The following is an 18,811-nucleotide window of genomic DNA, read 5'->3' as shown; positions in this document are numbered from 1 at the left end:
CGGTTTATTTATTGTTAAAGTGATAAATGTAGATTATTAGTATTATAGTTTATAGCCGTGGTAAAAAGCTGATAAAGAGGTGTATTTTTTGAAAAATTTATTGCTGGTTCTGCTTGCTTTTTTCCTGTTTTACGCTGTTGTTCCGACCGTCGTGATTCGTGTTTTTTCTCTGCGTATTTACAAAAAGGGAAATAAGCGAAACACGATTGCTTTAACGTTTGATGATGGTCCGGATTCCATATATACTCCTCGTTTATTAGATTTATTGAAAAAATATCAAGTAAAAGCCACTTTTTTTGTTGTAGGGGAAAAAGCAAAGCAGCATCCGGATCTTATTAAACGAATGCATCAAGAAGGTCATGAGATTGGGTTACATAATTACCGCCATATTAGCAATTGGTTTGTGCTTCCATTTTTTTTATCGCGAGGATTACGTAAATCAGCCGACATCATTGAACAAATCATTCAAGAAAAGCCGATTTACTATCGTCCTCCTTGGGGCCACTTTAATTTGTGTACACTTCCTTTGCAGAAGCAGTATAAAACGATTATGTGGACACATATCCTAGGTGATTGGAAAGAAAAGGTAGGAATACTTGAACTGTTTCAGCGTTTGAAAAAATGCGGGACAGATGGCTCGATCATCGTGCTTCATGACAGCGGAGAGACGTTCGGAGCAGATGCGAATGCTCCGGAAAATATGCTGGCAGCATTAGAGTTGTTTTTGAAAGAAGGGTATACTCAAAAAATAAGATGGGTGACGCTTAGCGAAATGCTGAATGCGCAAAATAAAAAACAAATTTCATAATAAGAGGGACGTATGGAGACAAATACAATTTTAATGTATATACAGTCATATGGATATATGATTATTTTTCTTTTCCTCTTTTTCGGAATTGTCGGTATTCCGGCTCCTGAAGAAAGTTTATTGTTTTTGCTTGGGGTGTTGATTGCCCATCAGCAATTGGCGTGGGAATATTGTTTACTTGCGGGATTGTTAGGGATCAATGCCGGTATGCTGAGTGCTTATGGAGCTGGTTTTTTTCTCGGCCATCCGTTTATTAATAAATATGGAAAATATGTTGGGATTAACAAGGATCGCTGGGTTAAAGCGGATGCAACGTTTCGGAAATATGGGAGATGGACCATTTTATTTGGTTATTATCTCCCGGGGGTTCGGCAAATTTCACCATATATGGCAGGGATGACAAATTTTCCGTTTGTTCCTTTTTTGCTGCTTTCGTGTGTAGGGTCTTTATTATGGGCACTTCCATTTGTGTTATTAGGAGCTTTTTTCGGAGAACGGTTCAAATTCCCTCTTTCGTATATTCCTTTGATTGGTTTAGGTATGTTTGTCTTGTTCATTCTTGGAGTTTGGCTGAATCAGATGATTAGAAAGAAACAATACGGAAATCGGTAAGGAGCTATTGTAATGATGAAAGTTCTTGTTTTGCCGTTGTTTCAAATGCCTTCTGGACATCATAAAGTAGCGGATGCGCTCATTTACTCTTTAGAAAAACAAAACCCTTCTGTTGTTTGTAAAAAGATTGATTTTTTAAGCTATTGCAATGAGCACATGGAAAAATTGATTTCCGAAATGTACATTCGCTGGATTCGTTCATATCCGAATTCGTATCATCATGTTTATAAAAAATTAATGTGCGCTGATTCCCATCGTCTGGAAGTTGCTCACTTAGAGCCATGGCTTCCTTATTTTGAGCATAAAATGAAAAAAATGTTAGAGAAAGAGCAGCCTGACTTCATTATTTGTACTCATTCGTTCCCTTCCCGTGTTTTACAACGACTGAAAAAGCGAAAAAGGATAAAGGCTCCTGTGATTAATGTGTATACCGATTTCTTTTTGAATGGTATTTGGGGAAAAAACGGAATTGATTATCATTTTGTTCCTCATCAAGAGGCAAAAATCGAATTAATGACAAAACATAAAATTTCTAAGGAAAAAATTATCGTTACCGGCATTCCTGTTCACGAAACCATTACTCCGAGAAATACGGTAAAAAAATCGGTGAATCACCGAAAGCATATTTTATTTGCTGGAGGCAATCAAGGATTAGGTAATATGGCCGATTTCTTTAAAAAGATGGGGGAATCCAGCCATTTTCAGTATTCTGTATTGTGTGGAAAAAACGAACAGCTTTATGAAGAAATTTTGAGCTGGAATAATGCGAATATTCGTCCTATCCGATATATATCCGATACGAAAGAAATGAATCATTTATATGATGAAGTCGATGCGATTATTACAAAACCGGGCGGAGTGACAGTGAGCGAAGCACTGCAAAAAAGATTGCCTCTATTCACGTTTGCTTGGCTGCCGGGGCAGGAGAAAATTAACTTGCAATATCTTGAACGAAGAGGGCTTATATATAATTTATCTGGGCTGGACTCTTATGAGCAGAAAATTTCTCAAGTATTGAATGATGAAATCGAACGGAACCGCCTTAATAAGCGAATCAATGAATACTTTGAAGAGATTGAAAAAACAGCACAAGAGGCAATTAAAGACATGATTACAGCAGGTGGAAACACAAAAAAGCAGAGAAGATATTAATATCGCAAGCAAATGAATGAAGATTAGTAGCGTTCAATACGACAAGACCGAGGCTGTTCCAAAATTGAGTGTCAGACCCTTGCAACCACAATTATATATTGTGGTATGCGGGGGCAGACACGTATGGGGCAGCCCCGGTTTTTTCCGTTTTCATTGAACAGCAGAGCCTACTTTATCATATCATAGTAAATGCAGATGTACGGAATTTCTCAGTAATTTTTTTGATAACGTGTTACAATAAACATTGGTAAAAAAGATGAGGAGGGACCCCCTGATGAAAACGAGAATTGGAGTATTATATGGCGGAAAGTCTCCAGAACATAAAGTATCACTACAAACTGCGAAAGCGGTCATGAACGCTATCAATAAAGAAAAATTTGACGTTACACCGATTTATATTACAACAGAAGGAAAATGGGTGAAAGGTGAGCGTTTAACTGGAGAAGTAAAGGATGTAAAGCAACTAGAGTTGAAATCAGAAGCAAATGCGATCTTGCCAGTGGCTTTAAATAAAACGGGAGCTCCTGCAACAACGGAAGAAAGTGAAGGAGCGATAGATGTCATTTTCCCATTGTTGCACGGACCAAATGGTGAAGATGGCACAGTTCAAGGTTTGCTTGAATTATTGAACATTCCATATGTCGGAAACGGTGTGCTAGGCTCTGCGGCAGGTATGGATAAGGTCATTATGAAAAACTTATTTGCCCAAGCAGGTTTAAAGCAGGCAAAATACGTTTGGTTTATTAAAAATGATTGGAAGGAAAATGCTGAGGCTGCCTATGCAAAAGTTGAGGAAGAACTTGGCTATCCTTGTTTTGTGAAACCGGCAAATGCGGGTTCAAGCGTGGGAATTAACAAATGTAAAAATCGTGAAGACTTAGAGGCTGCATTTATTGAAGCGTTTAAATATGACCGAAAAATTATTATTGAAGAAGCAATTGTCGGCCGTGAAATCGAAATCGGGGTCATCGGCAACGATAAGCCGATTTGCTCGGTTGTTGGAGAAATTGTCCCGAAAAAAGAATTTTACGACTATCAAGCAAAATATGAAGATGGCGACACAGAGCTAATTATTCCGGCTGATGTGACAGAAGAACAGTATGAAACCATTAAACAGATGGCGATTACTGCGTTTAAAGCTCTTGACCTTTGCGGACTTGTGCGCGCTGACTTTTTCTTAACGAAAGATGGTACTATTTACATTAACGAAGTCAATACAATGCCTGGTTTTACCCCATTTAGCATGTTCCCGCTTCTTTGGAAGCATACGGGAGTTTCATATCCAGAACTTATTGAACGTTTAGTTCAGTTGGCAATTGAACGCCATCAAGAAAAGCAAACGATTACGTATACATTTTAAGAAAACAAGGGAAGGGCTGATCTAAAAGTAAGGTGTCAGATCCCACAATTGCAATATATGGTACTGAATGTGTGTTTATCACATTACATACTGTGTGTTGTGCGTGAGGTCAGACACTTATGGAGCCAGCCCTTTCTCAATTCCATTACAGAAGCAAGGTGGAAGATAATGATTACTCGTACATTGCAAGAAATCCAAGAAATGATAGCAGGAAGTGGTTTGTCCGATCGGTATAATGAGCTTGTTATTTCTGGCGTTTCAACGGATACAAGAACTCTCTGCAAAGGAAATTTGTATATTCCGCTTAAAGGAGAAAAATTTAATGGCCATGCGTTTGTGAAAGATGCTTTTGCGAAGGGAGCTGTTGCGGCATTATGGGAAAAAAGTGAACCGAATTTTCCGCAGGATGTGCCGCTTATTTTTGTTGATGATACATTGGAAGCACTTCAACGTTTAGCAAGCCGCTATCGCGAGCAGCTTTCTGTCAAAATTATCGGCATTACCGGAAGCAACGGTAAGACAACGACAAAAGATATGACGGCCGCGATTTTATCCACGCAATACAAAGTACAGAAAACAGAAGGAAACTTAAATAATCATATCGGTTTGCCGCTGACATTGCTTCGTCTTGAAGAAACGACAGAAATGGCTGTAGTAGAGATGGGAATGAGCAACTTTGGTGAGATTGAACTTCTCTCCAACTTGGCGAAACCAGATGCCGCCATTATTACGAATATCGGAGAATCCCATATGCAAGAGTTAGGATCGCGCGATGGCATTGCGAAAGCAAAATTAGAAATTGTGTTGGGATTAAAAGAAGACGGTGTTTTCATCTATAATGGTGACGAACCTCTTTTAACAACACGTGTGCAAAAGATGAATCTCTCTCAGAAGACGCTGACGTTTGGCAACCAAAACAGCAATGATTATTATCCGCTTATGGTTTCTTTAAAAGCGAATGGAACGACTTTTACTGTGAATCAAATGCCTGATGTTTCTTTCTTTATTCCTATTTTAGGAAAACATCATGTATATAATGCTTTAGCAGCCATTTCCGTCGCGCGTTTCTTTGGTATAAGCTGGGAGAATATCAAATCGGGTCTTGAACGCTTGCAAGTTACAAAAATGCGTATGGAAATTATAAAAGGAAAAGACGGCTTAACGATTATTAACGATGCATATAATGCAAGTCCAACATCAATGAAAGCGGCACTTGAGCTGTTGGGAGAATTAACAGGCTACGAAAAGAAAGTGGCTGTTTTAGGGGATATGCTTGAACTTGGTGAAAAGGAAATCGAGTTCCACGAAGAAATTGGCCGAATGTTAAACAAAAACATAGCAGACTATATTCTGACGTATGGACGGCTCGGCAAAGCGATTGCTTTAGCAGCGCAGTCATCTTTTCCAGAAGGGTGTGTAAAAGCGTATGATAGCAAAGAAACGCTGGCGGCGGACCTTGCTAGGCTTGTGTCTGGGAAAGATGTTGTTCTTTTAAAAGCTTCAAGAGGGATGAAGCTGGAAGAAATAATAGCGTATTTGGCAGAATAAGCAGAGGGGGAATTTCCTCTGCTTTTTTTATCGTGTTAAAATGAAGGACAGATACATTACAGAAAGAATCGAGGAGATAGAAATGGATTATTTGGCTGCGTCTGCATCAAGCAAAAAGTGTATATGGATTGGATTACAGGGGCGAAAAGAAACACGTCATTGTCGTATTGCTCAAGCGATTGAAAAACTGCAACAAGGGCAAAAAGGGCCTTACGTTAAATAGGTGATGTATAATGATTGGTTGTTTATGTATACACGGATTTACAGGCGGGCCTTATGAAGTTGAGCCGTTAGCGCGATATTTGTGGGAAAGAACCAATTGGCTCATTGAAACCCCTTGTTTGCCGGGGCACGGCGAGCAATTGCAATTAAAGGGAGTTACATATGACCAATGGCTGCAAACAGCGGAAGAAGAATTACAAAAGCTGCTAAACAAATGCGATACCGTTTACTTAGTTGGTTTTTCCATGGGTGGTGTGATAGCCGGTTATTTAGCGACAAAATACAATGTACAAAAACTTGTTCTGTTGAGTGCGGCTGCTTATTATATCAATCCTAAACAAATGTTCATTGATATTCGTGGGATGATTCGTGACAGTTTCGCAGGCAGACTGAAGGAAAATCCTTTATTTGTTCGTTATAAGACGAAAATTGTACATACACCATTAACAGCAACGCTTGAGTTCCGGAAATTGGTCAATAAAGTTCGGCCAATGTTGAAAGAGATTTCGGTTCCTACTCTGATTGTTCAAGGAGAGAAAGATGGAATTGTCCCGTTAAAAAGCGCTCGTTACCTATATGAAACCGTTCGCTCTCCGATGAAAAGACTGCTTTTTTTGCCTTCTTCCGGACATCTTGTTTGTCATGGACCAGACCGTCAGCGATTATTTGTTGAAGTTGAGAAATTTTTTCAGGAAAATCTTTCATGAGGCTTTTATTGAAAATACAGTATTAAAATGGTATGATAACTTACAGCATTTAAAGGAGGGGCATCTTCTGCTTTAGCGGAATGCCTTTTTTTATAAGCTAGAAATTTTAAAAGGAGTATGGAAGCGTTGATTACATTTCAAGAATTAGGTTTAAGCAAAGAATTAATGAAGGCGATTCGCCGCATGGGATTTGAACAAGCGACTCCGATTCAGGCGGAAACGATTCCGTTAAGCCTGGAAAATAAGGATGTAATTGGTCAGGCACAGACAGGTACAGGAAAAACGGCAGCATTCGGAATTCCGTTAATCGAGAAAATTGATATAAATAACGATATGATTCAGGCGATTGTTGTTGCCCCGACACGGGAATTAGCGATTCAAGTATCGGAGGAATTGTATAAAATCGGAACGACGAAACGTGTTCGCGTCTTGCCAATTTACGGCGGACAGGATATCGAAAGACAAATTCGCGCCCTGAAGAAACGGCCGCATGTCATTGTCGGCACACCAGGAAGAATTATTGACCATATTAATCGGAAAACGCTTCGTTTGCAACATGTGCATACCGTTGTTCTGGATGAAGCGGATGAAATGCTCAATATGGGATTTATCGATGATATTGAAGCGATTTTAAGTCAAGTTCCTACAGAACGGCAGACATTGCTGTTCTCTGCGACGATGCCGGAGCCGATTCGCCGCATTGCTGAGCGATTTATGAACAATCCGCATCTCGTTAAAGTAAAAGCAAGAGAAATGACCGTGCCGAATATCGAGCAATATTACTTAGAAATTCATGAGAAAAAGAAGTTCGATACGTTGACGCGCCTGTTAGATATTCAAGCGCCGGAGCTGGCGATTGTGTTCGGACGTACGAAACGCCGCGTTGATGAGCTTGCCGAGGCGTTAAATTTACGCGGCTATGCAGCGGAAGGAATTCACGGAGACTTAAGTCAGGCAAAGCGCCTTTCCGTTTTACGCAAATTCAAAGAGGGTTCCATTGAAATTTTAGTGGCAACTGACGTAGCGGCACGTGGGTTGGATATTTCAGGAGTGACGCATGTATATAACTTTGATATTCCTCAAGACCCAGAAAGCTATGTACATCGCATTGGACGCACTGGCCGCGCAGGAAAAACGGGAGTGGCGATGACGTTTGTCACTCCACGTGAGATTGGACAACTTCACAATATTGAGAAAACAACAAAGCGGAAAATGGAACGGATGAAGCCGCCGACATTGGATGAAGCGTTAGAAGGACAGCAGCGCATTGCGATTGAAAAGCTACTCGCAACTGTAGAAAAGGAAAACTTATCATTTTATAAACGTGCAGCAGAGGAGCTGTTAGAAGAACACGATTCGGTTTCCCTAATTGCCGCTGCGATTAAAATGATGACGAAAGAGCCGGATACAACGCCTGTCAAATTAACAGAAGAGCCACCGATTCCAGTGAAAAAAGAGAAAAAACGTCCAAACTATAAAAATGGGCATGTAAAAGAGCAACCGCGACATCGGCAAATGAAAAAACGCCGTGCTGTCCGATAAAGGAAAAGGGTCTATCTCCTTTCAAAACTGGGAAATACGTTGAAGGGAGACGGGCTCTTTTTTTATACCTTTCTGCTCGACTAGCCTTTTTAGAAAGAACCATACTAAAGGTAATCTTAGTTTGAGGTGGCGAATCATGACAATTGTAAGACTAGGATATGTCGCAATGAGCGTTCATTTACAAAATTGTTCACCGTCACAGACGATGACATTTGCACAATTTCAGAAAATAAAGAATCGCGAAGCAGCGGTTAAAAAATTGGAGCGGATTGCTGTTTCCAACTTAGAAAATTGTTTGCGGCTATTAAAACATAATAAGGCGCACGATATTCGCTTTTTCCGCTTTAGTTCAAGGCTCATCCCACTTGCGAACCACGAAGAGTTAGAGGATTGGGATTATATAGAGCCGCTTCGGGATATATTAGGAGAAATTGCTAGATTTTTGAAAAATTACCCAATCAGAATCGATTTTCACCCCGACCATTTTGTTTTGCTAAATTCGTCTGATCCGGAAATTTTAAAAATGTCGTTAAAAACACTGCGCATGCATGAAGCGTTGTTGAAGGGAATGAACATTGATCCTGAACATCGCTGTGTCCTTCATGTAGGTGGCGGATACAATGACAAAGAACAAGCATTAGAGCAGTTTATTCATAATTGGAGCTATGTCCCTAGTCACTTGCAACGAATGATGATGCTAGAAAATGATGATACGACTTTTACGCTGCAACATACGTTATATTTATGTGAAAAACTCGCGATTCCACTCGTGTTTGATTTACACCACCATTTGGCAAACTACGAGAATAAAGATTGGAAGCCAGACTGGGAACGCATCGTTTCAACATGGAAGCACTCGCCGCTGCCGATGAAAATGCACATTTCCAGCCCAAGAAATGAAAAAGATTTTCGCGCTCATAGCGATTTTGTTGATACTCAAATGTTCATGAAATTTTTGAATGAAATAAAAGGAACCGTTACACAAATTGACTGTATGATTGAAGCGAAACAAAAAGATGAAGCTTTATTCCGATTAGTAGAGGATTTGCAACATTATCAAGAAGTTGAGTTGATTGATGGATCAAGCTTTTATGTACGGTAACCGCCAAAATCGTGGCGGTTTTTTTGTTCGTTTTCATGTATATTTTTGTTATAGAGGAAATTGACTTCCAAATAGAAAGAAGGGAAAACATGAGGGAAGAACCAAAACAGCGGATTAGTGAAAGAGCGTTAACGGTTTGGAGAATTAGTGGAGCTATTTTATCTGCGATTTTATGGATCGTTTTTTTCGCTTTTGTTGCAGTAACACTGATTTTTGACTGGCCTTATTGGCTTATTATGATCGGTTTTATTGTTGTTGTCGTTGACACATATGTAACGATATTTGTATTTCCAAAGCTGCGTTGGAAACGATGGCGGTATGAAGTTCATGAACATGAAATTGATATTCAACACGGATTATTTATTGTTAGAAGAACCATTATTCCGATGGTTCGTGTTCAGCATGTGGATACAGAGCAAGGGCCACTTTTACGTAAGTACCATCTAGCGACGGTATCCGTATCCACGGCGGCGACTACTCATGAAATACCAGCTTTGGATGTTGAGGAAGCAGAGAAATTGCGCGACCGCATTTCCATATTAGCAAGGGTGGTTGATGAAGATGAATGAGCCGTGCCGCCTGCATCCGCTTGCTGCTTTTATCCAATTTCTTAAAACTGTTCGTGAGTTAATTCTTCCTTTAGCGTTATTTTTCCTATTTGGCGGGGAGGGAGAAGGAAAGTTTGTCTGGCTAAAATATGCGGTTTTAGTTATTACTTTGCTGGGAACGTTGATTGTCGGCTTATTTTCTTGGTATCGCTATACTTACCGAATTGAGCATGGAGAATTACGAATCGAATACGGTATATTTGTACGAAAACGAAGATATATTCCGCGGGAACGGATTCAAACGATTCATGTTTCAGCAGGAATTATGCAAAGATTGTTCGGTTTAGTAAAATTGCAAATTGAAACAGCGGGAGGAGGAAATGAGGCAGAAGCGGTCTTAACCGCGATTACAAAAGCGGAAGCAGACAGAATAAAGAGCGCTTTGTTTGTTGATGACTTGATCTCTTATGAGCAAAAGGACGATACGTCTTTACGTTATGAAGCAACAATGAAAGAATTGGTTATTGCTGCTTCTACGTCTGGCAGCATCGGTGTTGTTTTGTCAGCAGCAGGGGCGTTTTTCAGTCAGTTTGATGAGTTGATTCCTTATGAATTATTTTTACAAAAGTTTCAGCAGTTTACTCATTTGAATATCATTATTATTTCTCTCATTACCCTATTCGCTATTTTCTTAGTATGGTTTATTTCTATTTTTATGATGGTTGCTAAATACGGCCATTTTACCGTTGTCAAAAAGGGAGATGATTTAATGATTTCCCGCGGTTTGCTAGAAAAGCGGCAGTTCAACATTCCTGTTTCTCGTGTTCAAGCGATTCGCATTGCGCAAAATCCTCTCCGCCAATTGTTGGGTTATGCTGCTGTTTACGTCGAAAGCGCGGGGAGTGCAGGCGAAAAGGAAAGCAACTATTCTACGGTTCTTTTTCCGCTTGTAAAGGTTTCGAAAATAAATGAGCTATTATCGATGTTTGTGCCTCATTATTCCGTACCATCTTCTTTTGAACGATTGCCGTCAAGAGCGTTGCGTCGCTATATATTGCGGACCGTATTTCTAACAGTTGTTATTTTGTTTCCGATCAGTTATCTTTTTCGTCCATGGGGGTATTTGTCACTATTGATTTTAGTCCCTTTTGCGTTTCTTGGTTATATGCGTTTTAAAGATGCCGGTTTTTATATGACGGACGAACATAGCTTATCGTTGCGTTATCGAGTTTTTTCAAAAATGGTTGTGTTATTAAGGAAAAAGAGAATTCAAGCATTAGAAAACAGCCAATCTATTTTTCAGCGAAAACAGCAGCTTGCAACGGTTCACCTGTCCATTCAATCCGGATTACATTCAAAGTCTTTTAAGATCGTAGATATCGATGAGGCACATATGGATGCAATACAAAAATGGTATCGAAAACAGTAACTATATCGTATATGGATTTGGACGGGAAGCGATAAATGGGGCAATCGTTGCTCCGCCTAAAAATCCGAATGTATGAGCGATTGTATTAATATTGGGGTTCGTTACCGTCATAATAACACCAATGCATAAACTTGTGAGAATGATTTGTGTGTGCTGGCGGTCGATGATATTTTTGTGGATGACAATGAGGTAACTATACACGCCAAACAGTCCAAAAATGGCACTTGAAGCGCCTAAATGGCTATACAGCGGCGGAAGGAGAAATAAAGTAGCAATGTTTGCAAATATGCCGCTCCATATATAGACAATGATGAATTTATATGTTCCAAGCATCTTTTCTAAAGCAGGGCCAAAAAGGATAAGGGAAACCGAATTAATGATCATATGACCAAAATGAAGGTGCAAAAAAAGCGGAGTGAAAAGGCGCCAATATTCCCCCATGCGAATATAAGTATTCGTTCCGATTAGTTTTTCTAGAACAAAATTTGTAAACGTCGTCTGAACCGAAAAGAAAACCCAGCAAATAACATGAGTAATAACAATAGTTGAGACGATAGGATATAAACGGACAAATGTTTGAATATTTTCAGTACGTATAAACATAAACTCCCTCCTTGAGAGCTTGTTTTGTAAATATGTATGTAATGAATACAACAGATAGAAGGAAGGAAAAGAAATGATTGTTGGAATTGGAATTGATATTGTGGAGATCAAGCGGATAAAAGAAATTGTTGAACGACAGCCGAAATTTATTGAGCGAATTTTATCAGAGCAAGAGAAGAAAAGATTTTTTCAATTATCAGAAACGAGAAAAATAGAATTTTTAGCGGGGAGATTTGCTGCTAAAGAAGCTTATGCCAAGGCGGTAGGAACGGGGATTGGCAAAGAGCTTTCTTTTGCGGACATACACATACATAATGATGAGAAAGGAAAGCCTTTTATCCTTTCAGGAACTCCGGGACAGTACATTCATTTATCGATTTCTCATAGCGATGAATATGCGATTGCACAAGTAATTATTGAGCGCTTGTCAAGCTAGTCTGCATATTTGAAAACTTTGTCTCATATATTTGTAGTGCGCAAGGGGGAGAACATCTCTTGATGTTTATATGAGGCAAAGGGGTTGAAAAAATGAGGAGAAATTTATTCGGGGCATTACTAACCATCTTTTTAGTTTTCGCTCTAGTTGCATGCGGGTCAAAATCGCAAGAGGACGTAGTCAAAGAACTTGATGAAAAAATGGAGGAGCTGTCCAGCTATAAAGCGGAAGCGAAATTGACCTTAACGACTGGCTCAGAGCCGCAAGTGTATGACGTGGAGATTTGGTATAAACAGCCGTCCTACTACCGCGTCAATTTGAAAAATGCACAAAAAGATCAAAACCAAATGATTTTACGCAATGACGAAGGAGTGTTTGTCTTAACACCAGCGTTAAACAAAAGCTTTCGTTTTGAAAGCGATTGGCCCAAAAACAGTAGTCAAGCATATTTATACGAATCTTTAGTAAAAGACATCTTAAGCGATTCGAAGGCTTCCTTTAAAGCGACAAAAAAACATTACGTTTTCGAAACAAAAACGAATTATCAAAACAGCAAAATGATTCCCAAACAAGAAATTACTTTAAACAAAAAAGACTTGTCTCCTGTTTCTGTAAAAGTGATGGATCCAGATATGAATGCGTTACTTACGGTCGAGTTTTCCAAAGTTGAATTTAATGCCAAGTTTGATAAAGATGCATTTGATACAAAGAAAAATATGACAGGGGCGAAATTAGATGTTCCAACAATAGCACAAGAAGATGATGCAACGCTAGAAGTAATGTACCCGGCCGATTTGCCAGTAGGAGTTGAACCTATTGAGGAAAAAGAAATTGCAACAGAGAATGGAAAACGGATTATTATGACGTTTGGCGGTGAAAAATCATTTACTCTTATTCAAGAAAAAGCGCGCGTGCTACCAGCAACGAGCACATCTACGCTTATCAAAGGAGAGCCGGTTGACTTGGGATTTGCCATCGGTGCGCTTACTGATCAATCACTTACTTGGTCATATAAAGGCGTTGAATTTACGTTGGCTTCTAACGATTTAACACGAGAAGAAATGATGATGGTTGCCCGTTCCGTACAAAGAACAGCCATTAAATAACATGTGTTTACACAGGCTCAATTATAAAAGGAGCCTGTTTTTTTATCATTCACTTGTACGGTATTCGTATTTTTTTGAAAAAGAAAAGTATAATTGAAGAGAGAAATCTTGTTTTAAATGGAATTTAATATGCATAAACAAGCAACTTTTCAGACGATAATATGTAGGGAATTAAGGAAATAGCTTTGCATGGAAAAGATTTAATGTTATTATTGAAATGAATGTGACTTAATTGGGCGGTAGTTTCTTGGAGGTGCATGTTTGTGTCTGAATCTAGCGCAACAACAGAAATCGTAATTCGTCTACCTCAAGCATTAGTAACAGAATTAGACGGAATTGTAAAACAAGAAAATGGTAATCGCAGCGATCTTATTTATCAAGCGACGAAAATGTATATTCGTGAGCGTAAAAAGCGCCAAATCCGTGAAGCGATGAGACGTGGTTATATGGAAATGGCGAAAATTAATCTATCCATTGCATCGGAAGCGTTTCTTGCAGAATATGAAGCCGACCACACCGTTGAACGTTTAGTTAGCGGGGGGTAATCCTTTGATTGTCAAGCGTGGCGACGTGTATTTTGCAGACCTTTCCCCGGTAGTTGGCTCAGAGCAAGGAGGCGTTCGTCCGGTATTAGTTATTCAGAATGATATTGGAAACCGTTTTAGTCCTACTGTAATAGTGGCGGCTATTACCGCGCAAATCCAAAAAGCGAAATTGCCAACGCACGTGGAAATTGATGCGAAACGCTACGGATTTGAGCGGGATTCCGTTATCCTTCTGGAACAAATACGGACGATTGATAAACAACGCTTAACAGATAAGATTACTCATCTCGATGATGAGATGATGGATAAAGTGGATGAAGCTCTTCAAATCAGCCTAGGACTCATTGATTTTTAATTTGTGCAAATCTATATGTTTGAATATTTAGAAAAATAGCTACCGCAAGCCGTAGCTATTTTTATTTTTTATCATAAACAACTGAGAAGTCTCCCCATTCAAATGACCTATAAGGGTGTTAAGTGGGAATAGTCCAAGAGGGGAAAGATAGCTTTTCTATTTCAATACTATTTGTATGTAAGTTTTGGTAAAATGAAGGAACAAACCTTTTCACATTCTAGGAGGAATTGCTTTGGAGAAGCGAGAAAAGCTGATTCACATCATTGCACAAGAGCTAAATATTGCCGCTCAGCGGGTAGAAAATGTCATTTCTCTTTTTGAAGAAGGAAACACGGTTCCATTCATTGCTCGTTATCGCAAAGAGTTAACAGGTGCTCTGGATGAAGTGCAAATTCGTGAGGTATTAGAAAAATGGCAATATCTTCAAAATCTTGAGTCGCGCAAAGAAGAAGTGCTAAGGCTTATTGATGAACAAGGAAAGCTAACGGAAGAATTAAAAACAGCCATTTTACAAGCGACTAAATTACAGCAAGTAGAGGATTTATATCGCCCATACAAACAGAAGCGGCGTACAAAAGCGACCATCGCCAAGGAAAAAGGGCTTGAGCCATTGGCGGAATGGATTTTAACATTCCCAATGAATGAATCGGTAGAAGAAAAAGCATCTCAGTTTCTTTCTGAGGAAAAAGAAGTTCATTCGATTGAAGAAGCCATTCAAGGTGCCAAGGATATTATCGCTGAGAAAGTGGCTGATGATGCAACATTTCGTCAGTGGATTCGTACGGAGACATTTAAAAAAGGAATCGTTGTATCTGTCGCTAAAGACACAGAGAAGGACGAAAAAAAAGTGTACGAAATGTACTACGAATATGAGGAGCCTGTTCATAAAATTGTTCCGCATCGAGTGTTGGCGCTTAACCGCGGGGAAAAAGAAGATATTTTACGCGTTTCCATCAAAGCTCCTGTTGATGATATTTTAAATTACTTAAGAAAAAAAGTGATTTTACACGAGAATTCAAAAGTAGCAAATTTTGTTTCTGAAGCTATTGAAGATAGTTATAAACGTTTAATTGAACCGGCTGTAGAAAGAGAAATTCGCAATGAATTAACGGAAAAAGCAGAAGAGCGTGCTATTCATATTTTTGCAGAAAATTTACGAAAGCTTTTATTGCAGCCACCATTGAAAGGGAAGACGGTATTAGGAATTGACCCTGCTTATCGGACAGGATGTAAATTAGCGGTTGTCGATGAGACAGGAAAATTATTAAAAATTGACGTGATTTATCCGCATCCGCCAAAAAATCAATTAGAAGAAGCAAAGAAAAAGCTGCTCGAAATGATTAACAACTATTCGGTAGAAATGATTGCGATCGGCAACGGAACAGCTTCGCGTGAAACGGAACAATTTGTAGCTGATACGATAAAAGAACTGAACGAAGATGTGTTTTATATGATTGTCAACGAAGCAGGAGCGAGCGTCTATTCTGCTTCAGAGCTTGCCCGTAAAGAATTTCCAGACTTGCAAGTAGAGGAAAGAAGCGCTGTTTCCATCGCGCGGCGTGTGCAGGATCCGCTTGCAGAACTGGTGAAAATTGACCCAAAATCGGTAGGGGTTGGGCAATATCAGCATGATGTTTCGCAGAAAAAGCTGGCGGAGTCATTAAACTTTGTTGTTGAAACAGTTGTAAACCAAGTTGGGGTGAATGTGAATACAGCTTCGGCAGCATTGTTGCAGTATGTATCGGGGCTATCGAAAACAGTTGCTGAAAATATCGTGAAGCGCAGGGAAGAACAAGGGAAATTTAAAAATCGCAGCGAATTAAAAGCCATTCCAAGGCTAGGGGCGAAAACGTATGAACAGTGTATCGGTTTCTTGCGGATTATTGATGGAGACGAGCCTTTGGATCGAACAGCCATTCATCCAGAAAACTACAAAAAAGTAAAAGAATTGTTGAAGCAAATTGGTGCTACGACAAAAGATTTGGGAAGTGAAAAGCTTCGTCAAGCGCTTGAAAATTTATCAATCAAAGACACTGCAACTGCTCTCGGGATTGGAGAATTGACCTTAAAAGATATTATTGATGCACTGATTCGTCCGGAAAGAGATCCGCGTGACGATTTGCCGAAACCGTTATTGAAAAAAGATGTCTTAAAACTGGAAGATTTACAAAAAGGAATGGAACTAGAAGGAACCATACGCAACGTCGTTGATTTCGGTGCGTTTGTTGATATTGGGGTTAAGCAGGACGGGCTTGTTCATATTTCAAAATTAAGCGACAAATATGTAAAGCATCCTTTAGATGTTGTTTCTGTAGGTGATGTTGTTAAAGTATGGGTAGAAGATGTTGATGTCACAAAAGGACGTGTATCTTTATCCATGCTGCCTCCTCGTTAAAAGGATTCTAGAAAAAAACACTGCTTTTACGAGCAGTGTTTTTTTCTATAAAAGAACCAGCATTGGTTTAACAGTTTAATTTGATATCTATTTTTTTCGTAATAAGCACGCATCATCTGATTTTTTAACCATGTAGGCATTTTGGCAAACCTCCATTAGACATTTGTTTAAAAAGAAAAAGAAAGTTAGTATATAGTTTATGTATAGATAAGTTGTCTTGTGTCAAAAAGGAGAGATCACTATGGAGCAGAGGAAACTGCAGCAATTGGTAGAACACATTTCCTTGCGTTTTTTTGGCAAACCGTTTAAACATCAAGCGGTCTTTAATCCGCGCTTGCGAACGACAGGAGGAAGATATTTATTGCTTTCTCACAACATTGAACTTAACCCGAAATATTACGAAGTGTTTGGAGAAGAAGAGTTGATTGCGATTATTAAACATGAGCTATGTCATTATCATCTCCATTTAGAGGGAAAAGGCTATCGACATCGAGACAATGATTTCCGCGTTTTGTTAAAGCAAGTGGGAGCACCAAGATTTTGCAAACCATTGCCGGGTGAATTAAGAAAAAAAAGCATCTCCATTCATATTTATATTTGCACAGCTTGCGGCGTACAGTACAAAAGGAGAAAAAGAATCAACACAGAACGCTATGTTTGTGGCAACTGCCAAGGTCGCTTAAAAAAATTAAAATAAATAGTTGACGGAAGAGATATATGTATGTTAAATTATAAAAGCCGTCGTTGATAGGCGGTTTCGAAAAGAATAGTAAAAAAATATGTTGACAACCGATAAGCATCCCACTATAATAAAAGAAGTCAGGAAGACAACTGTTTTGGATTAGCTTATAACTAAAACAGTTTTTCAGGAAGTTTGTTGATAAAAGATATTGACCGCTAATTTATTCCGCAATAGCTCAGCGGTAGAGCAACCGGCTGTTAACCGGTAGGTCGTAGGTTCGAATCCTACTTGCGGAGCCATTGGAGAAGTACCCAAGTGGCTGAAGGGGACGGTTTGCTAAACCGTTAGGTCGCGTTTTTGCGGCGCGCGGGTTCAAATCCCGCCTTCTCCGCCACTTTGAAATATGTAATATGGCCCGTTGGTCAAGTGGTTAAGACACCGCCCTTTCACGGCGGTAACACGGGTTCGAATCCCGTACGGGTCATCTTTTAGTGGGAGATGTTGGGAACTTTCCTTTGTTGAAAGTGAACACCACCTCCCGTTTGTTTGCTATGGAGGATTAGCTCAGCTGGGAGAGCACTTGCCTTACAAGCAAGGGGTCGGCGGTTCGATCCCGTCATCCTCCACCATATCAAAATATTGGTCCCGTAGTGTAGTGGTTAACATGCCTGCCTGTCACGCAGGAGATCGCGGGTTCGAGTCCCGTCGGGACCGCCATTGATTTGAAAGTGTTATATCAACGTCGGATAATTCCCCGAATTTCTTGATAGAAATTCTTGAAATTATTCTGCGGTGTGAATTCATGGGGTATATTCAAAGGAGTATTTCACGAAGTAGCATCATTGGGCTATAGCCAAGCGGTAAGGCAACGGACTTTGACTCCGTGATGCGCTGGTTCGAATCCAGCTAGCCCAGCCATTAAGAAAACGAGCCATTAGCTCAGCAGGTAGAGCATCTGACTTTTAATCAGAGGGTCGGAGGTTCGAGTCCTCCATGGCTCACCATTTTGCGGGTGTGGCGGAATTGGCAGACGCACCAGACTTAGGATCTGGCGCCGCAAGGCGTGGGGGTTCAAGTCCCTCCACCCGCACCACCATTGATATCGCGGTCGTGGCGGAATGGCAGACGCGCTAGGTTGAGGGCCTAGTGGGGGCAACCCCGTGGAGGTTCAAGTCCTCTCGGCCGCATCAAAAAAGTGTTGCAAAAACATTTTTGATGATATATAATAGAAAACGTCTCTTAAGAATTAAGCGCTCGTAGCTCAATTGGATAGAGCATCTGACTACGGATCAGAAGGTTAGGGGTTCGAATCCTCTCGAGCGCGCCATATTTAACGGGAAGTAGCTCAGCTTGGTAGAGCACATGGTTTGGGACCATGGGGTCGCAGGTTCGAATCCTGTCTTCCCGACCAGTCAGGCTATATGCGGGTGTAGTTTAGTGGTAAAACCTCAGCCTTCCAAGCTGATGTCGTGGGTTCGATTCCCATCACCCGCTCCATAAAATAAATGTTCTTTGAAAACTGAACAAAACGAAGCGTCCACGTCAATTTGCTAGGTATATAACTTTTATTGGAGAGTTTGATCCTGGCTCAGGACGAACGCTGGCGGCGTGCCTAATACATGCAAGTCGAGCGGACCACAAAGAAGCTTGCTTCTGAGT

General features: G+C 40.1%; 19 protein-coding genes, 12 tRNA genes and 1 rRNA gene. 30 read left to right on the top strand and 2 right to left on the bottom strand.

The window, feature by feature from the left end; translation table 11 throughout:
- Nucleotides 1-88 precede the first annotated feature (88 nt).
- From HNQ85_RS16110 to HNQ85_RS16060, 11 genes are all read left to right on the top strand, one after another.
- Nucleotides 89-808, top strand: a complete 720-nt coding sequence (locus tag HNQ85_RS16110) for a polysaccharide deacetylase family protein (RefSeq protein ID WP_181538742.1) — start codon at nt 89-91, stop codon at nt 806-808.
- 12 nt (nt 809-820) lie between these two features.
- Nucleotides 821-1,420 (top strand): DedA family protein, encoded by a 600-nt coding sequence (locus HNQ85_RS16105; protein ID WP_181538741.1) that lies wholly within the window; start codon nt 821-823, stop codon nt 1,418-1,420.
- 12 nt (nt 1,421-1,432) lie between these two features.
- On the top strand, nt 1,433-2,572 hold the full coding sequence (locus HNQ85_RS16100) for an MGDG synthase family glycosyltransferase (RefSeq protein WP_181538740.1): 1,140 nt from the start codon (nt 1,433-1,435) through the stop codon (nt 2,570-2,572).
- Between the two features lie 274 nt (nt 2,573-2,846).
- Nucleotides 2,847-3,932 carry a D-alanine--D-alanine ligase gene (locus tag HNQ85_RS16095; protein WP_181538739.1) on the top strand — a complete coding sequence of 362 codons (1,086 nt, stop codon included), beginning with the start codon at nt 2,847-2,849 and terminating at the stop codon, nt 3,930-3,932.
- Between the two features lie 168 nt (nt 3,933-4,100).
- Entirely contained in the window at nt 4,101-5,480 is a 1,380-nt protein-coding gene (locus HNQ85_RS16090; RefSeq protein WP_181538738.1) for a UDP-N-acetylmuramoyl-tripeptide--D-alanyl-D-alanine ligase, read from the top strand.
- A gap of 82 nt (nt 5,481-5,562) precedes the next feature.
- Entirely contained in the window at nt 5,563-5,703 is a 141-nt protein-coding gene (locus tag HNQ85_RS16085; RefSeq protein WP_181538737.1) for a hypothetical protein, read from the top strand.
- Nucleotides 5,704-5,713: 10 nt separating this feature from the next.
- A complete protein-coding gene (locus tag HNQ85_RS16080) occupies nt 5,714-6,409 on the top strand; it encodes an alpha/beta hydrolase (protein WP_181538736.1) in 696 nt (231 codons plus the stop codon).
- Between the two features lie 165 nt (nt 6,410-6,574).
- The gene (locus HNQ85_RS16075) at nt 6,575-7,951 is read left to right on the top strand and encodes a DEAD/DEAH box helicase (protein WP_409994148.1); all 1,377 of its coding nucleotides are present in this window, start codon (nt 6,575-6,577) and stop codon (nt 7,949-7,951) included.
- A 136-nt stretch (nt 7,952-8,087) separates the two neighbouring features.
- A complete protein-coding gene (gene uvsE, locus HNQ85_RS16070) occupies nt 8,088-9,053 on the top strand; it encodes a UV DNA damage repair endonuclease UvsE (RefSeq protein WP_181538734.1) in 966 nt (321 codons plus the stop codon).
- 89 nt (nt 9,054-9,142) lie between these two features.
- On the top strand, nt 9,143-9,622 hold the full coding sequence (locus tag HNQ85_RS16065) for a PH domain-containing protein (RefSeq protein WP_181538733.1): 480 nt from the start codon (nt 9,143-9,145) through the stop codon (nt 9,620-9,622).
- Nucleotides 9,615-11,030 (top strand): PH domain-containing protein, encoded by a 1,416-nt coding sequence (locus HNQ85_RS16060; RefSeq protein WP_181538732.1) that lies wholly within the window; start codon nt 9,615-9,617, stop codon nt 11,028-11,030. Before HNQ85_RS16065 ends, HNQ85_RS16060 begins: the two co-directional genes overlap by 8 nt.
- Here HNQ85_RS16060 and HNQ85_RS16055 read toward each other — a convergent pair whose 3' ends face one another.
- Nucleotides 11,031-11,633, bottom strand: a complete 603-nt coding sequence (locus HNQ85_RS16055) for a rhomboid family intramembrane serine protease (protein WP_181538731.1) — start codon at nt 11,631-11,633, stop codon at nt 11,031-11,033.
- A gap of 73 nt (nt 11,634-11,706) precedes the next feature.
- Here HNQ85_RS16055 and acpS point away from each other — a divergent pair, with 73 nt between their 5' ends.
- The 5 genes from acpS (at nt 11,707) to HNQ85_RS16030 (ending at nt 16,470) form a co-directional block, all read left to right on the top strand.
- Entirely contained in the window at nt 11,707-12,069 is a 363-nt protein-coding gene (gene acpS, locus HNQ85_RS16050) for a holo-ACP synthase (protein WP_181538730.1), read from the top strand.
- A gap of 92 nt (nt 12,070-12,161) precedes the next feature.
- Nucleotides 12,162-13,175 (top strand): LolA family protein, encoded by a 1,014-nt coding sequence (locus tag HNQ85_RS16045; RefSeq protein ID WP_181538729.1) that lies wholly within the window; start codon nt 12,162-12,164, stop codon nt 13,173-13,175.
- Nucleotides 13,176-13,438: 263 nt separating this feature from the next.
- Nucleotides 13,439-13,720: a CopG family ribbon-helix-helix protein gene (locus tag HNQ85_RS16040; protein WP_181538728.1), complete on the top strand. Its 282-nt coding sequence runs from the start codon at nt 13,439-13,441 to the stop codon at nt 13,718-13,720.
- Between the two features lie 4 nt (nt 13,721-13,724).
- Nucleotides 13,725-14,075, top strand: a complete 351-nt coding sequence (ndoA, locus tag HNQ85_RS16035) for a type II toxin-antitoxin system endoribonuclease NdoA (RefSeq protein WP_003253417.1) — start codon at nt 13,725-13,727, stop codon at nt 14,073-14,075.
- A gap of 232 nt (nt 14,076-14,307) precedes the next feature.
- Nucleotides 14,308-16,470, top strand: coding sequence for a Tex family protein (locus HNQ85_RS16030; protein ID WP_181538727.1), 2,163 nt, complete (start codon nt 14,308-14,310; stop codon nt 16,468-16,470).
- Nucleotides 16,471-16,496: 26 nt separating this feature from the next.
- Here HNQ85_RS16030 and cmpA read toward each other — a convergent pair whose 3' ends face one another.
- Nucleotides 16,497-16,610, bottom strand: a complete 114-nt coding sequence (gene cmpA, locus HNQ85_RS16025) for a cortex morphogenetic protein CmpA (RefSeq protein ID WP_181538726.1) — start codon at nt 16,608-16,610, stop codon at nt 16,497-16,499.
- Between the two features lie 101 nt (nt 16,611-16,711).
- Between cmpA and HNQ85_RS16020 the strand changes: the two genes are divergently transcribed.
- The 14 genes from HNQ85_RS16020 to HNQ85_RS17460 all read left to right on the top strand — a co-directional run.
- Nucleotides 16,712-17,167, top strand: a complete 456-nt coding sequence (locus HNQ85_RS16020) for a SprT family protein (protein ID WP_181538725.1) — start codon at nt 16,712-16,714, stop codon at nt 17,165-17,167.
- A 209-nt stretch (nt 17,168-17,376) separates the two neighbouring features.
- Nucleotides 17,377-17,451 (top strand) — tRNA-Asn (locus HNQ85_RS16015).
- Between the two features lie 2 nt (nt 17,452-17,453).
- Nucleotides 17,454-17,546: transfer RNA gene (locus HNQ85_RS16010), tRNA-Ser, on the top strand.
- A gap of 18 nt (nt 17,547-17,564) precedes the next feature.
- Nucleotides 17,565-17,636 (top strand) — tRNA-Glu (locus HNQ85_RS16005).
- Nucleotides 17,637-17,705: 69 nt separating this feature from the next.
- A tRNA-Val gene (locus HNQ85_RS16000) sits at nt 17,706-17,781 on the top strand.
- A 12-nt stretch (nt 17,782-17,793) separates the two neighbouring features.
- Nucleotides 17,794-17,869, top strand: a tRNA-Asp gene (locus HNQ85_RS15995).
- A gap of 126 nt (nt 17,870-17,995) precedes the next feature.
- Nucleotides 17,996-18,070 (top strand) — tRNA-Gln (locus tag HNQ85_RS15990).
- A 10-nt stretch (nt 18,071-18,080) separates the two neighbouring features.
- Nucleotides 18,081-18,156, top strand: a tRNA-Lys gene (locus HNQ85_RS15985).
- 4 nt (nt 18,157-18,160) lie between these two features.
- Nucleotides 18,161-18,245 (top strand) — tRNA-Leu (locus HNQ85_RS15980).
- Nucleotides 18,246-18,256: 11 nt separating this feature from the next.
- Nucleotides 18,257-18,339 (top strand) — tRNA-Leu (locus HNQ85_RS15975).
- Nucleotides 18,340-18,402: 63 nt separating this feature from the next.
- Nucleotides 18,403-18,479, top strand: a tRNA-Arg gene (locus HNQ85_RS15970).
- Between the two features lie 7 nt (nt 18,480-18,486).
- Nucleotides 18,487-18,563 (top strand) — tRNA-Pro (locus HNQ85_RS15965).
- Between the two features lie 12 nt (nt 18,564-18,575).
- A tRNA-Gly gene (locus HNQ85_RS15960) sits at nt 18,576-18,649 on the top strand.
- Nucleotides 18,650-18,717: 68 nt separating this feature from the next.
- Nucleotides 18,718-18,811: ribosomal RNA gene (locus HNQ85_RS17460) — 16S ribosomal RNA — on the top strand; the annotation flags it as partial.

It is taken from the genome of [Anoxybacillus] calidus, assembly GCF_013760845.1.
GTDB classification, from domain to species: domain Bacteria; phylum Bacillota; class Bacilli; order Bacillales; family Anoxybacillaceae; genus Paranoxybacillus; species Paranoxybacillus calidus.
This window is presented reverse-complemented; position numbering and strand designations above follow the sequence as displayed.

What these genes read in the sequence shown, in the direction of transcription:
- HNQ85_RS16105 (WP_181538741.1), top strand. Translation starts at nt 821, where the DNA reads ATGGAGACAAATACAATTTTAATGTATATACAGTCATATGGATATATG.
- HNQ85_RS16100 (WP_181538740.1), top strand. Translation starts at nt 1,433, where the DNA reads ATGATGAAAGTTCTTGTTTTGCCGTTGTTTCAAATGCCTTCTGGACAT.
- HNQ85_RS16095 (WP_181538739.1), top strand. Translation starts at nt 2,847, where the DNA reads ATGAAAACGAGAATTGGAGTATTATATGGCGGAAAGTCTCCAGAACAT.
- HNQ85_RS16090 (WP_181538738.1), top strand. Translation starts at nt 4,101, where the DNA reads ATGATTACTCGTACATTGCAAGAAATCCAAGAAATGATAGCAGGAAGT.
- HNQ85_RS16085 (WP_181538737.1), top strand. Translation starts at nt 5,563, where the DNA reads ATGGATTATTTGGCTGCGTCTGCATCAAGCAAAAAGTGTATATGGATT.
- HNQ85_RS16080 (WP_181538736.1), top strand. Translation starts at nt 5,714, where the DNA reads ATGATTGGTTGTTTATGTATACACGGATTTACAGGCGGGCCTTATGAA.
- HNQ85_RS16075 (WP_409994148.1), top strand. Translation starts at nt 6,575, where the DNA reads ATGAAGGCGATTCGCCGCATGGGATTTGAACAAGCGACTCCGATTCAG.
- uvsE (WP_181538734.1), top strand. Translation starts at nt 8,088, where the DNA reads ATGACAATTGTAAGACTAGGATATGTCGCAATGAGCGTTCATTTACAA.
- HNQ85_RS16065 (WP_181538733.1), top strand. Translation starts at nt 9,143, where the DNA reads ATGAGGGAAGAACCAAAACAGCGGATTAGTGAAAGAGCGTTAACGGTT.
- HNQ85_RS16060 (WP_181538732.1), top strand. Translation starts at nt 9,615, where the DNA reads ATGAATGAGCCGTGCCGCCTGCATCCGCTTGCTGCTTTTATCCAATTT.
- HNQ85_RS16055 (WP_181538731.1), bottom strand. Translation starts at nt 11,633, where the DNA reads ATGTTTATACGTACTGAAAATATTCAAACATTTGTCCGTTTATATCCT.
- acpS (WP_181538730.1), top strand. Translation starts at nt 11,707, where the DNA reads ATGATTGTTGGAATTGGAATTGATATTGTGGAGATCAAGCGGATAAAA.
- HNQ85_RS16045 (WP_181538729.1), top strand. Translation starts at nt 12,162, where the DNA reads ATGAGGAGAAATTTATTCGGGGCATTACTAACCATCTTTTTAGTTTTC.
- cmpA (WP_181538726.1), bottom strand. Translation starts at nt 16,610, where the DNA reads ATGCCTACATGGTTAAAAAATCAGATGATGCGTGCTTATTACGAAAAA.
- HNQ85_RS16020 (WP_181538725.1), top strand. Translation starts at nt 16,712, where the DNA reads ATGGAGCAGAGGAAACTGCAGCAATTGGTAGAACACATTTCCTTGCGT.